We start from the raw sequence: 12,683 nt of genomic DNA, 5'->3' as shown, positions 1-12,683 counted from the left end.
CCCGGCACGTCTCGAGACGTGCCGGGCGCGGTTCACTTTCCTTTTTCCCCTTTCCCCGCCTGCTGCGCCAACGCCAGTTCGACGAACGCGCGCGCAGCTGCGCTCCGGTACGCCCCCTTGCGCTGCAGCAGCACGGCCGTGCGCCGCAGGACGGCCGGATCGAGCGCGACGGCAGCGAGATCGTCGTGCCTGGTCGCGATCGTCGCCGGCAGCAGCGTCGCGAGGTTCGTGCGGCGCACGATCTCGATCACCGCCCCCAGTGAATTTGCCTCCATCAACACGCGCGGCCGCACGTCGTGCTCGCGGAAATAGCGGTCGATCTGCACGCGTGTCGCGAACTCGGCCGTGAGCAGCACGAGCGGCGCATCGTGCAGCGCGCGCAGGCCGGCCTTGCGGTTGCCGGCGAGCGCATGCCCGCGGTTCACGACGAGCGCGAGCGTTTCGACCAGCAGCGTTTGTGCTTCGATATCCGCCGTCTGCACGTCCTCGAACGCGATACCGACATCGAGCTCGTCATCGACGAGCAGCGCCTCGATGCGCTCCTGCGACATCTCGCGTACCGACAGCGACACGTCCGGATAGCGGCCGTGAAACGCCTCGACGAGCGGTCCGACGAGATAGCTCGTGAAAGTCGGCGTGACCGCGATCCGCAGCGAGCCGCGGCTCAGGTCCTGCACGTCGTGAATCGCGCGCCGGCCTTCCGCGAGATCGTGCAGCGCCTGCCGCGCATAGCGGAAATACACGTCGCCGGCGTCGGTCAGCCGCGTCACGCGCCCGGTGCGGTCGAACAATTGCGCGCCGAGCGTCTCCTCGAGCTGGCGGATCTGCTGGGACAGCGCGGGCTGCGACACATGCAGCGCGGCGGCCGCGCGCGTGAAGCTGCGGTGCTCGGCGACGGCGAGGAAGTAATGGATATGGCGCAGCAGCATGGCGGTTCCTATAAGTCCTGCTTATCGGGCAGATCATAAATCAGTCTTTTACGTTATTGGAAGTCCGGCGTAACCTGCCCTTCATCGATTCCACCTGCACCGGAGAACACACGATGAAGGACATCATCGAAGGCTTCCTGAAGTTCCAGCGCGACGCCTATCCGGAACGCGCCGCGCTGTTCCGCGATCTCGCGCGCAGCCAGAACCCGCGGGCGCTGTTCATCTCGTGCTCGGACAGCCGGCTCGTGCCCGAACTCGTCACGCAGCGCGAACCGGGCGACCTGTTCGTGATCCGCAATGCCGGCAACATCGTGCCGTCGTACGGCCCCGAGCCGGGCGGCGTGTCGGCATCGGTCGAATACGCGGTGGCCGCGCTGCGCGTGACCGACGTCGTGATCTGCGGCCATTCCGATTGCGGCGCGATGACCGCGATTGCCACCTGCCAGTGCATGGACGCCATGCCGGCCGTCGGCCACTGGCTGCGCTACGCCGATTCGGCGCGCGTCGTGAACGAGGCGCGCACGCATCGCAGCGACCGCGAGCGGATCGACTCGATGGTGCGCGAGAACGTCGTCGCGCAACTGGCGAACCTGAAGACGCACCCCGCCGTGCGGCTTGCGCTCGAAGAAGGGCGTCTCGCGCTGCACGGCTGGGTCTACGACATCGAATCGGGCTGCATCGACGCCTACGACGACGCGACCGGCCGGTTCGTCTCCCTGGCGGACCACCCCGAGGTCCGCGCCACGCCCGCGACGCTCCCCGTCGCGGCCTGAATCGCTCCTATCCCACCACGAGGAATTGCCATGATCCAGTCCCAGCACAGCCAGACCGCCCGCCACGCATTGGCGGAGACTATCGTGCTCGCGAAGGCGCGCAAGAACCTGTCGTTCGCGCAGCTCACCGACGGCACGGGCCTGAGCGAAGCGTTCGTGACCGCCGCGCTGCTCGGCCAGCATGCGCTGCCGGCGGAAGCCGCGCGCAGCGTTGCCGACAAGCTCGGCCTCGACGACGACGCGGTGTTGCTGCTGCAGACGATCCCGCTGCGCGGCAGCATCGATGATCGCGTGCCGACCGACCCGACCATTTACCGGTTCTACGAAATGCTGCAGGTGTACGGCACGACGCTGAAGGCGCTCGTCCACGAGAAGTTCGGCGACGGCATCATCAGCGCGATCAATTTCCGGCTGGACGTGAAGAAGGTCGACGATCCCGAAGGCGGTTCGCGCGCGGTGATCACGCTCGACGGCAAGTACCTGCCGACCAAGCCGTTCTGACGCCGGCGCGGCGCCGTGGAAGCGGTGCCGCGCAGGTTTCCGCCCGACGCGCGTTGGCCGCCGGCCGGCGCACGTTCCCGCCATTCCGTTTCAACGAGGACGCAGCCATGGATTTTGTGAAGCGCACGATCGATCTCGCGATGAAGAACGGTTCTCGCGCGTGCGGCTGGGACTGAACCCGGAGATGAACGCCCTGGCGACGCTGTTCATCACGGCGGTGACGATCGGCGTGATCGTCGTGAACCGGATGATGATCGCGCGCGAGCGGCGCCGCATCGCCGACATGAAGGCGGCGTTCGCGGTGGCGTGAGGGCGGGCATCGGGCACGGGCATGAACGCGGCCGGCCACGTGGTGCGTGACGACGGGTGACGAAGGCGGCGGGTGAGCCGGCACGGCATGCCCGCCGGCGCGCTATAGTCGTACGATTCCCGCCCCGGGGGTGTTGCACGCCCGGCGGTATCTCTCTTCGTCCGAACCCGCCCAATGACCACGCAACGCGACGTTTCCATCCGCCTCACCGATACCGAGCAGCCGGCCGCACACGATCTCATCAGCCGCAAACTCGGCGAATTCAATCACGCGATGACCGGGCGCGCCGACGCGGCCACGCTCGACGTGTACGTCACCGATCCCGCGACCGGCGAGATCCTGGGCGGCCTCACGGGGCGCACGTCGCTCGGCCTCTTCTTCATCGATCTGTTCTACCTGCCCGAATCGCTGCGTGGCGGCGGGTTCGGCAGCCGGCTGCTGCGCGAGGCCGAGGCGGAAGCGAAACGGCGCGGCTGTGCGCGTGCGGTGCTCTACACGATCTCGTTCCAGGCACCGGATTTCTACCGGAAACAGGGCTACGAAGCGTTCGGCGAAGTGCCGTGCGAGCCGGAAGGGACGTCGCGCGTGTTCATGGTGAAGGTGCTTTGAACCAGGGCGGGCGGCTCGCGTCGCGTGGCAAGCACGCTGGCGTAGCGCGAATGCCGGCAACCGGGCGCGGGCGGCATCGCTGAATACCTGCCCCGCGCCCGCCGGCTTCGCCCCGTGCGAACCGCCACGGGGCGCATGCCACGCGGGTCAGCAATGCTCCAGCGCGTACGACAGGTCGGCGATCAGGTCGTCCGGATGTTCGAGCCCGACCGACACGCGAATCAACCCTTCCGACACCCCCGCCGCCGCGCGCGCGTCGGCCGGCACGCCCGAATGCGTGGTCGACGCCGGATGGCAGATCAGCGACTCCGTGCCGCCGAGACTGACTGCCGACTTGAAGAGCGTCAGGTGGTTGATGAACCTGAACGCCTGCTCGCGGCCGCCGTCGAGGATGAACGCGAACGTCGAGCCGGGCCCGGTGCACTGACGCTGATAGACGGCCTGATAGGCCGGATCGTCGATGAGCTCGGGGTGCAGCACGCGCACCGGCCGATGCGGATTGCCGGCGAGCCAGCGGGCGACGGCGCTGCCGCTGCGGGCCGCCTGCTGCATGCGCAGCACGAGCGTTTCCATCGAGCGCGTGATCATCCACGACGAATGCGGGTCGAGCTGCGAGCCGAGCGTGCTGCGGACCGAGCGAATCTTCGTGATCAGCGCGCGAGCGCCCGTGACGCCGCCGGCGACGAGGTCGCTATGCCCGCCGATGTATTTCGTCAACGAGTACACGCTCAGGTCGATGCCCTGCCGCGACGGCTTCTGGTACAGCGGCCCGAGCAGCGTGTTGTCGCAGACCGACAGCGGGCGATAGCCGTGGCGCGCTTCGAACGCGTCGATCTCGCTGCGCAGCCCGTCGAGGTCGAACAGCGCGTTGGTCGGGTTGGCGGGCGTCTCGATGTAGCACATCCGCACGTTGCCCTTTTGCGCGGCCGCTTCGAGCGCGGCGCGGATCGCGTGGGTGGACAGCCCGTCGGCGATCACTTCGGAGCGAATGCCCCACTCGGGCAGGAACTTCGAGATCAGCGTTTCGGTGCCGCCGTAAAGCGGCACGGACTGGACGACGCAGTCGCCCGGCCGCAGGAAGGTCAGCAGGATCGCGGCGATCGCCGACATGCCGCTCGACGTCACGACGGCGGCTTCGGAATCGTCGAGCAGTGCGAGGCGATCCTCGACGATCTCCAGGTTCGGGTGATTGAAGCGGCTGTAGACGAGGCCCGCGCCTTCGCCTTCGGGTGAAGGCTTGCGCCCGGCCACGACGTCGAAGAATTCGGCGCCGTCCTCGGCCGTGCGGAACGCGAACGTCGACGTGAGGAACACGGGCGGCTTCACCGATCCTTCCGACAGGAACGGATCGTAGCCGTACGACATCATCTGGGTTTCGGGATGGAGTTCCCGGTCTGCAATCTTGCGCTTGTGGTAGTTGCGATAGGCCATGTAGTGCTCCGTGCAGGGGTGGTGAGGAACGGCCGTTGCAGCGGTGGCATGACGTGCGCGGCGCCGGGTAGGCACCGGTCGTCGCGACCGCGTGTGGCGATACTACCCCGAAGGCGCTGCTTCGTGACGCACCCCTGACACTATCGTCAGGGTGTCGCCTGTTCGACGATCATGTCGTACAACGCACGGGCGGCCGGCGACAGTTGCGCGCGCTTGCGCGTGACGAGCACGAGCGTGCGCGACACCGCCGGCTCGACGAGCTCGATCGTGCGGATCATCGGATACGCGTTCTTCTGGATCGCGAGCTTCGGCACCACGGCCGCGCCGAGCCCTTCCGCGACGAGCCCGAGCGCCGTCGAGCTGCGTTGGACCTCGTAGAACGAATGCAGCGACACGCCGCTCGTCTTCAGCGCGCCGTCGAGCAGCCCGCGATTGCCGCTCACTTCACCGGCGAAGATCAGCGGATGCGGCTGCAGCGCCGCCCAGCGAATGCGCCGCCGCTTCGCGAGCGGATGATCGTCGCGGCACACCAGCACGTACGGATCGCTCGTCAGCGGCACGTTGACCAGCTCCGGATGCTGGTCGCCCGCGATGCCGATGCCGAACTCGGCCTCGCGATGCAGCACGGCCTGCAGCACGGACGCCGACGCATGATCGAGGATCTTCACGCGATCGTGCGGCCGGTGCGCGGAGAAGGCGCGCAGGATGCGCGGCAGGTATTGCACGCCGACCGTCGGCACGCACGCGATCGTGACGTCGCCGCGCTGGCTCAGGCCGGTTTCGCGGATTTCGGTGAGTGCATCGGACAGTTCATTCAGCAGCCGGCGCGCTTGCGGCAGGAAACGCCGGCCGATTTCGGTGAGCGTGGTGCGGCGCGTGGTGCGCTCGACGAGCGCGACGCCGAGGAAGCTTTCGAGCTTGCGCAGCCGCTGCGTGATGGCCGTCTGCGTGACGTGCAGCGTGTCGGCTGCCTGCCGGAAGCTGCCGCCGTCGGCGATTGCGACGAAGGCCTGGACACCGAGCGTATCGATTTTCATTAGAGATTTGAATCAATCACGATATTAAATTCATTTTACTGAATACCGTGACGATCGCAGAATGCAGTGCATCGACGGCCACCGGCGTCCCACGCGCAGGGAAGGCCACGCCGTCCACGCCGACCAGGAGAAACGACATGACGACCCCACTCGATCGATACGCCGCCCAGTACGTGCAATTCGAGGACGAACGCACGCGGCCGATCCGCGATCTGCTGGCCGCCGTGCCGAACACGCCGATCCATACCGCGATCGACCTCGGCTGCGGCCCCGGCAATTCGACCGAGGCGCTGATCGCACGTGCGCCGGACGCGACGGTTCACGGGATCGATGCGTCGGCGGACATGATCGACGCCGCGCGCAAGCGGCTGCCGGACCTGCGTTTCGATGTCGTGGATATCTCCACCTGGGACGATCCGGGCGGCTATGACCTGATTCTCGCGAATGCGGTGCTGCAATGGGTGCCCGCGCACGACACGCTGTTTCCGTCGCTTGTCGGCCGGCTCGCGCCGGGCGGTCATCTTGCGGTGCAGATGCCGGACAACCTCGACGAACCCGCGCACCGGCTGATGCGCGAGGTCGCCGCGGCCGGCCCGTGGGCGGACAAGCTGAAGGGGGCGGCACGTACCGAGCGGTTCGACGCGCGCTACTACCACGCGCTGCTGTCGCCGCTGTGCTCGCGGGTGGACGTGTGGCGCACGACTTACTACCACCCGCTGCGCGGCGGTGCCGACGCGGTCGTGGAGTGGTTCAAGGGCAGCGCGCTGCGGCCGTTCCTCGCGGCGCTCGACGATGGCGAGCGCGCGGCGTTTCTCGCGCAGTATCGCGATGCGGTCGCCGGCCCGGGCGGATATCCGGCGCTCGCCGACGGCACCGTGCTGCTGCCGTTCCCGCGCCTGTTCATCGTGGCGACGCGGACGTAGAGTCGCAAAGACGCGCGGGGTAGCCGTGCGTCAGCGCACCGGCCGCACCGATTCCGGGTCGACCGTGCGGATTCGCGCGGTCTGCCCGTCGCGCAGGTCCTTGTACCAGAACAGCGCCACTTCGCCGTCGTTCTCGTCGTCCGCGTACAGCAGGCGATCGTGTCCGCCCAGCACGAAGCCCGAGCGCGCATACGTGCTGCACGCGGCGATGTTGTTCGACTGCGTTTCCAGCCGCATGAAGCCGAACCCGTGGCCGCGCGCCCACGATTCGGCGGTTGCCATCAGCAACTGCCCGATGCCTTGCCGCCGGCACTGGCGGTCGACGGCCAGCTCCGCGATCTCCGCCATCCCGTTCCAGCTCTGGCCGATGGCCACGAACCCCGCGAGCCGGCCGCCGGCCGTCGCGCGAAAGAGCGCCGTCTTGCCCGACGCTTCATCCGCCCAGCCGGCCGGATCGAAGCCGTAGTTTTTGCGGCGTGCAGGCAGCGCACGAAGATCGAGCAGGTCCTGATACGGCGCGTTCAATTCCCAGGCGATGTCGAACGAGAAGTCGCATCGGTCCAGCTCGTCGGCCGGCAGCCCGCTCGTCTGTTCGATGCTGATGTGCTCGGCTCGGTCCATGTGTCGGTGTCCTGTCTTCTGCGGGATGCGTGGTGGTGTCCGTGATGCGATTGCCGGCGCCATGATATGCGCCGCATGGAGTGTGTTCTTGCTTCGACTTTTTGCACCTGCACAATTCGCCGCGCGCGAGACCGGCACAGACCGGCTGCGTCCGTGGCGGTGGAACGCGGTCAGGCGATGAACGGGACGGTCGCGCAAACGTGTGCGGGGTTCACGCGCCGGCTGAGGCGCTCGTTCAACCGTCCGATTATGCTGGATTTCGGCGCTGGCCCTGTACTCGCATCGCTGCGATGACGGCCGTCGTGTGTCGTGTCTTCGATCCGCATGGCCGTCGATCGCATGTGGATGAAAGACGACAGGAACCCGAATAATTGTTTACGGTTGCGTGACAACTCGATATATTTCGCAAAATATATCGAAGGTCGTGGGGTCGTCAGGCACCACGTCGTCCACCCGCTCCACGAAAGCCGGAAGAGATGCTGACCTGCATCGTCGGAGCAACGCGTCGTCGCGGCATGCGCAACCGGTGCGCACGCTGGTCGACGCTGCAACACGAGCGGCCGCCCCGCGGCGTGCCGCTTCCGCAAGCCCACATTGGCATCGAAACGGAACATCGTGCACGCGCATGAGGTATTGGTGCGTGCGGCGATCCGGTGGCTTGCGTTCGTTCATCAGCCGGTTCTTCGCCAACACGCCGCGCGTCATGCTGCGACGCAGGCGCGCGCGTCAACAACAAAAAGGAAGTGAGCATGAAAAAGACCATCGTGGCCGCGGCCGCACTCGGGATGTTCGGCACCGCCGCGCACGCACAAAGCAGCGTCACGCTCTACGGGTTGATCGATGCGGGTATCACGTATTCGAACAAAGTCGCGACGACGGGCGGGCACGGCAAGCTCGTCAGGTACGGGGACGGCGTCGCGTCGGGCAGCCGCTGGGGCATCCGCGGCACCGAGGATCTCGGCGGCGGGCTGAAGGCGATGTTCGTGCTGGAGAACGGCTTCAGCAGCGGCGACGGTTCGATCGGCCAGGGCGGCGCGATCTTCGGCCGCCAGGCATTCGTCGGCCTGTCGAAGAACGGGATCGGTTCGCTGACGTTCGGCCGCCAGTACTCGTTCTCGACCGACTACATCGGCGCGAACTATTCGATGGGCAGCCAGACGCCCGCCGGCAACTACGCGTATCACATCAACGATCTCGATCAGCTGACGTCGAGCCGCATCAACAACGCGGTGAAGTTCCAGAGCGCGAACTTCGCGGGCCTCACGTTCGGTGCGATGTACGGCTTCTCGAACTCGACGCAGTTCGCGGGCACGCCGACCACGACCGGCGCGAACGGTTCGCAGGGTTCGTCGAGCGCGTACAGCTTCGGCGCGAACTACGCGCAAGGGCCGTTCGGCATCGGCGCCGCGTACACGAACATCCGCTTCCCGAACGGCGCGCAGCCCGCGTTCGGCGTGAGCATCGCGAACATCAACACGCAAGGGTTGCGCGACCTCGAGACGGTCGGCGTCGGCGCGCGCTATGCGATCGCGGCGGCCCTCGTGTGGGCGAACTGGACGCACACGAAGTTCGTGCCGCTGTCGGGCGAAACGTCGAAGCTGAACAACTACGAAATCGGCGGCCGCTATGCGTTCACGCCGGCCCTGAGCGGCGGTCTCGGCTATACGTTCTCGAAGCTCGACGGCCGCTTCGACGGCAAGTGGCACCAGGTCAATGCCGCGGTCGACTATGCGCTGTCGAAGCGCACGGACGTCTATGTGAGCGCGGCCTACCAGAAGGCGTCGGGCAGCAACACGATCAACGGCCGCGTGGTGCCGGTGCAGGCCGAGATCGGCTCGTCGGGGTCGTTCATCGGCAACGCGGGCGCGAACACGCAGTTCGTCACGCGGATCGGCCTGCGTCACAAGTTCTGACATCCGAAGCGGCCGTTCGGCGCGTTCCACGAGGATCTGCTCGTCTAGCGCGTGCCGCGTGGCTGGAAAAGCATCCGGGCGCGACGGGGTACGTCGCGCCCGAATGCGTGTCGGCCCCGTGCGGGCGGCCGATACCGGCTGGTCATACCGTCAAATGTTGATCGTGACGGGGCCCGCGAGCGGCGTGTAGCCGTCGTCGAACAGGTACCACGCATCGTACTGACCCGACGCCAGTGAACTGTTGGCCGTGGACGAGAACAGCAGCGAGCCGCAACTCTTCGGCAGGTACGCCCACGACTTGTAGCTGCCCTTGGTCGGCTGCGCGCCATGCGCGAAGATGCCCACCCAGTTCTTCGGGCTGTGGCTCCACGGCGGCGCGACGTAGTCGAACCGCAGCGTGCCGAACGTCGAGCCCTGCGCCGCGAGCGACGCGACGAACTTCTTGCTGGTATTGCCGATCGCCGAATCCGTGAGCAGCGTGCCGGATTGCGTCTGCACGCAGCCGGCCACCCGGCGCAGGAAGTTCGGATCGTTCGCGTCGCGGATGCTGGCGTCGTACCAGCCGCCGTCGCCGTACCACGTGACCGCTTGCGTCGCGCCGGCGGCGACGGTGTACGACTGCCTCGTGTTCATCCCGTACGCGTTGTCGGTGAGCTGGAACGTCGTCGCACTGGACCCCGCCGAGTTGTCGAGCGTGATCTGCACGTTGCCGTTCGCCACGTCGTAGCACAGGCTGATTTCGGCGGTCGATCCCGTGTTGCCGGACGAACCGATGCTGCCGCGGAACGTCTGCAGGAAACCGTTCGGCCCGTAGACCGAATAGTCGTAGCCGCCGCCGCTATTCAGCGCGAGCGAATCGGACAGGGTCGCGCACGGGCTCGCGCCGGCCGCGATCGTGTAATGGCGGGGGACCGTGCTCGTGCCGTCGACCCACACCTGCAGGTGCACGCCGGCGGTGCCGGTGTTGGTCATCGTCAGCGCGAGCGCACGGCCGGCGCGGTTGACCCTGCCTTGCACGAAGAACTCGTAGGGCAGGCGGCAGGCCGTGCTGCGGCCGGCCGCCTGTGCCGGCACCGCGGTGGTGGTCGGATAGGGGATCAGGACGGCCGGGCCGTTCGGGTTCATGTTGCTCACCGGCGGCTGGATCGCGGGAACGGTCTGGTCGGCGTTCGAGAAATCGAAGGCCGACGTCAGGTCGCCGCACACCGTGCGCCGCCACGGCGTGATGTTGGTTTCCTGCAGCCCGAAGCGCGCTTCCAGAAAGCGGATCACCGAGGTGTGATCGAACACCTGCGAGTTGACCTTGCCGCCCTTCGACCACGGCGAGATCACGAACATCGGCACGCGCGGGCCGAGCCCGATCGGCACGTCGCCGCTGGCCGAGCCGTCCGATGCGGTGCCGCTGCCGGAGACGAATTCGGCGGCCGTCGAGACCGTCGACTGGCCGGTGCCGGCAGCGGCGCTGGCCGGGACGGCCGGCGGCATGTGATCGAACAGGCCATCGTTCTCGTCGTACATGACGAGCAGCACCGTGCTGGCCCACACCGCCGGATTCGACGTCAGCGCATTGAGGACGTTGCTCACGTACCATTCGCCGCCGCTCGCGGCCCACGACGGATGTTCGCTGTAGGCGTAGGGCGCGGCGATCCACGACACCTGCGGCAGCGTGCCGTTGGCGACGTCGGCCCGCAACTGGCTGAAGAGGTTCGTGTCGTATTCCTTGCCGCCGCCCGACGGGTCGATCTGCGTGCCGTTGAGCGCCGGCGCGAGCGGATCGCTTGCACCGAGGTTCTGGTACTGCTTGAAGTTCAGGATGACGTTGTCGCCGTAATTGCCGTTCCACCAGAGATCGCTTTTCGAGCCGTTGTACTCGCCGTAGCCATGGCCGGCATCCAGGCCGTTGCCCTTGTCCTGGTAGAACTTCCACGTGACGCCGGCCGTGTTCAGGCGCTCCGGCATCGTGGTCCAGCCGGTGCCCGTCATCGTGTTGGTCGTGTACGGCGAATAGCCGGTGACGTTGCCGCAGCACCCGGTCCACAGATACAGGCGGTTCGGGTCCGTCGGGCCGAGCATCGAGCAGTGGTAGGCGTCGCACACCGTGAATGCGCTCGCCAGCGCGTAGTAGAACGGAATGTCGTTCTGCGTGAAGTAGTACATCGTGCCGCTGGTCTTCGCGGCGGTCCAGTTGTCATAGCGGCCGTTGTTCCAGGCGCTGTGCGTGGTGCCCCAGTCGTGAGGGAGGTCGCCGTAGTAGGTGTCGCCGTTCGCCGTACCGGAGGGCGAGGACGGGTTGAACGGGAACACGTAGGACAGCATCCAGGGCTGGCGCCACACCGGATACCCGCTCGAAATCACGACCGGCCGCGGATCGCCGAAGCCGCGTGCACCGCCCAGCGTGCCGAGGTAGTGGTCGAACGAGCGGTTTTCCTGCATCAGGATCACGACGTGCTTCACGTCCTGGATCGTGCCGGTCACGGTGGCAGCCGGAATGGCCTGCGCGCGTGCGATGCTTTCGGGCAGCATGCCCGTGATCGCGGTGGCGCCGGCGAGCTTCAGCGCATCGGCAATGAATTGACGTCGTGTTGTGGGTTTGTTTTGCATGATCGCTCTCTGTCTTGGATGGCTGGCCCGGGGGCCGGCGTCGGTCAGTGGCACGCGCTCGCGCAGTGCAGGACGGGCGTGGACGCCGAGCCCGGTGCGGCCGCGCGCGCGGCCGCCATGCTGGCCGCCGTTCCCGAGTCGCCGTCGCCGCAAGCGGCCAGCGTGCACAGGAGTGCGATCATGAAAACGCCGCGCCAGTGCGGAAAGCGGCTTTCCGACTGACGCGAGTTGACGACAGGCTTTCGATCCGATTCGAGTCGGATTCCTGAATGATCGAGACTGTTGCTGCATGCTCCGTATTTCATTACCCCTCCAGACATGAAAAATGGACAGCAGAGAATATCGCCCGAATCAGAACAACTTCATGACAGGCCACCCGCGCGTGCCTGCCACATGCAACAGCTTCGAGTCGGGATTGGTGGCGACCGGATGCGTGACGTAGTCCAGCAGCGGCACGTCGTTGATCGAGTCGCTGTAGAAGTAGGTGCGCTCGAAATCGGACGGCGCGTAGCCGAGTGATGCCAGCCACGCGGTGGTGCGCACGATCTTTCCTTCGCGGAAGCTCGGCACGCCCGTGCTGCGCCCGGTGAACGCGCCGCCCGGCGTGCCGTCGTCGGTATCGAGCTCGATGCCGAGCAGGTGCTCTATGCCGAATTCCGCCGCGATCGGCCGCGTGACGAACACGTTGGTCGCCGTCACGATGCAGCAGAGATCGCCGTTCTCGCGATGGCGGTCGACCAGCTCGCGCGCCTGCGGCGTGATCGCAGGGCGGATCACTTCGTCCATGAACCGTGCATGCCAGCGCTCGAGCACCTTGCGCGGATAGCGGGTGAGCGGCGCGAGCGTCACGGCGAGATACGCGTCCATGTCGAGCGTGCCGGCCGCATAGTGACCGTAGTGCTCGTCGATCAGCGCCACGTGCGCGTCGTCTTCCCGCCAGCCGACCCGCGTGATGAAGCGGCTCCAGGCCTGGTCGCTGTCGAGCGGCAGCAGCGTGTGGTCGAGGTCGAACAGCGCGAGATTCTTGTGCATGGG

The 12,683-nt window shown here is 66.8% G+C and carries 13 protein-coding genes and 1 pseudogene; 6 read left to right on the top strand and 8 right to left on the bottom strand.

Annotated features, from left to right (window positions below):
• Positions 1 to 32: 32 nt before the first annotated feature.
• A complete protein-coding gene (cynR, locus tag CFB82_RS31620) occupies positions 33 to 929 on the bottom strand; it encodes a transcriptional regulator CynR (protein ID WP_069250629.1) in 897 nt (298 codons plus the stop codon).
• Between the two features lie 113 nt (positions 930 to 1,042).
• On the opposite strand from cynR, the gene CFB82_RS31615 reads away from it, so the two are divergent.
• From CFB82_RS31615 to CFB82_RS31600, 4 genes and pseudogenes are all read left to right on the top strand, one after another.
• Positions 1,043 to 1,702, top strand: coding sequence for a carbonic anhydrase (locus CFB82_RS31615; protein WP_069250630.1), 660 nt, complete (start codon positions 1,043 to 1,045; stop codon positions 1,700 to 1,702).
• Positions 1,703 to 1,732: 30 nt separating this feature from the next.
• Complete coding sequence (gene cynS / locus CFB82_RS31610; RefSeq protein ID WP_069250631.1) at positions 1,733 to 2,203, top strand: cyanase; 471 nt, start codon at positions 1,733 to 1,735, stop codon at positions 2,201 to 2,203.
• Positions 2,204 to 2,354: 151 nt separating this feature from the next.
• Positions 2,355 to 2,513 (top strand): annotated as a pseudogene (locus tag CFB82_RS31605) (putrescine ABC transporter permease PotI); the annotation flags it as partial.
• Positions 2,514 to 2,687: 174 nt separating this feature from the next.
• Positions 2,688 to 3,122 carry a GNAT family N-acetyltransferase gene (locus CFB82_RS31600; protein WP_089486635.1) on the top strand — a complete coding sequence of 145 codons (435 nt, stop codon included), beginning with the start codon at positions 2,688 to 2,690 and terminating at the stop codon, positions 3,120 to 3,122.
• A 147-nt stretch (positions 3,123 to 3,269) separates the two neighbouring features.
• On the opposite strand, the gene CFB82_RS31595 is transcribed toward CFB82_RS31600, so the two are convergent.
• From CFB82_RS31595 to CFB82_RS44180, 3 genes are all read right to left on the bottom strand, one after another.
• Positions 3,270 to 4,553, bottom strand: a complete 1,284-nt coding sequence (locus CFB82_RS31595; RefSeq protein WP_069250633.1) for a cystathionine gamma-synthase family protein — start codon at positions 4,551 to 4,553, stop codon at positions 3,270 to 3,272.
• A gap of 146 nt (positions 4,554 to 4,699) precedes the next feature.
• Positions 4,700 to 5,590: a LysR family transcriptional regulator gene (locus CFB82_RS31590; protein ID WP_089486634.1), complete on the bottom strand. Its 891-nt coding sequence runs from the start codon at positions 5,588 to 5,590 to the stop codon at positions 4,700 to 4,702.
• A 16-nt stretch (positions 5,591 to 5,606) separates the two neighbouring features.
• Positions 5,607 to 5,729, bottom strand: coding sequence for a hypothetical protein (locus tag CFB82_RS44180; RefSeq protein WP_256990551.1), 123 nt, complete (start codon positions 5,727 to 5,729; stop codon positions 5,607 to 5,609).
• On the opposite strand from CFB82_RS44180, the gene tam reads away from it, so the two are divergent.
• Positions 5,728 to 6,513 carry a trans-aconitate 2-methyltransferase gene (gene tam / locus CFB82_RS31585; protein WP_089486633.1) on the top strand — a complete coding sequence of 262 codons (786 nt, stop codon included), beginning with the start codon at positions 5,728 to 5,730 and terminating at the stop codon, positions 6,511 to 6,513. The genes CFB82_RS44180 and tam overlap by 2 nt on opposite strands.
• Positions 6,514 to 6,543: 30 nt before the next feature.
• Here tam and CFB82_RS31580 read toward each other — a convergent pair whose 3' ends face one another.
• Positions 6,544 to 7,134, bottom strand: a complete 591-nt coding sequence (locus CFB82_RS31580; protein WP_089486632.1) for a GNAT family N-acetyltransferase — start codon at positions 7,132 to 7,134, stop codon at positions 6,544 to 6,546.
• 749 nt (positions 7,135 to 7,883) lie between these two features.
• On the opposite strand from CFB82_RS31580, the gene CFB82_RS31575 reads away from it, so the two are divergent.
• The gene (locus CFB82_RS31575; RefSeq protein ID WP_089486631.1) at positions 7,884 to 9,047 is read left to right on the top strand and encodes a porin; all 1,164 of its coding nucleotides are present in this window, start codon (positions 7,884 to 7,886) and stop codon (positions 9,045 to 9,047) included.
• Between the two features lie 150 nt (positions 9,048 to 9,197).
• Here CFB82_RS31575 and CFB82_RS31570 read toward each other — a convergent pair whose 3' ends face one another.
• The 3 genes from CFB82_RS31570 to CFB82_RS31560 form a co-directional block, all read right to left on the bottom strand.
• Positions 9,198 to 11,648 carry a phosphocholine-specific phospholipase C gene (locus CFB82_RS31570; RefSeq protein ID WP_089486630.1) on the bottom strand — a complete coding sequence of 817 codons (2,451 nt, stop codon included), beginning with the start codon at positions 11,646 to 11,648 and terminating at the stop codon, positions 9,198 to 9,200.
• A 44-nt stretch (positions 11,649 to 11,692) separates the two neighbouring features.
• The gene (locus CFB82_RS44175; RefSeq protein ID WP_223274263.1) at positions 11,693 to 11,830 is read right to left on the bottom strand and encodes a hypothetical protein; all 138 of its coding nucleotides are present in this window, start codon (positions 11,828 to 11,830) and stop codon (positions 11,693 to 11,695) included.
• Positions 11,831 to 11,999: 169 nt separating this feature from the next.
• Positions 12,000 to 12,680: an HAD family hydrolase gene (locus tag CFB82_RS31560; protein WP_089486628.1), complete on the bottom strand. Its 681-nt coding sequence runs from the start codon at positions 12,678 to 12,680 to the stop codon at positions 12,000 to 12,002.
• Positions 12,681 to 12,683 lie beyond the last annotated feature (3 nt).

The sequence above is a fragment of the Burkholderia sp. HI2714 genome, assembly GCF_002223085.1.
Classification (GTDB): Bacteria; Pseudomonadota; Gammaproteobacteria; order Burkholderiales; family Burkholderiaceae; genus Burkholderia; species Burkholderia lata_D.
This window is presented reverse-complemented; position numbering and strand designations above follow the sequence as displayed.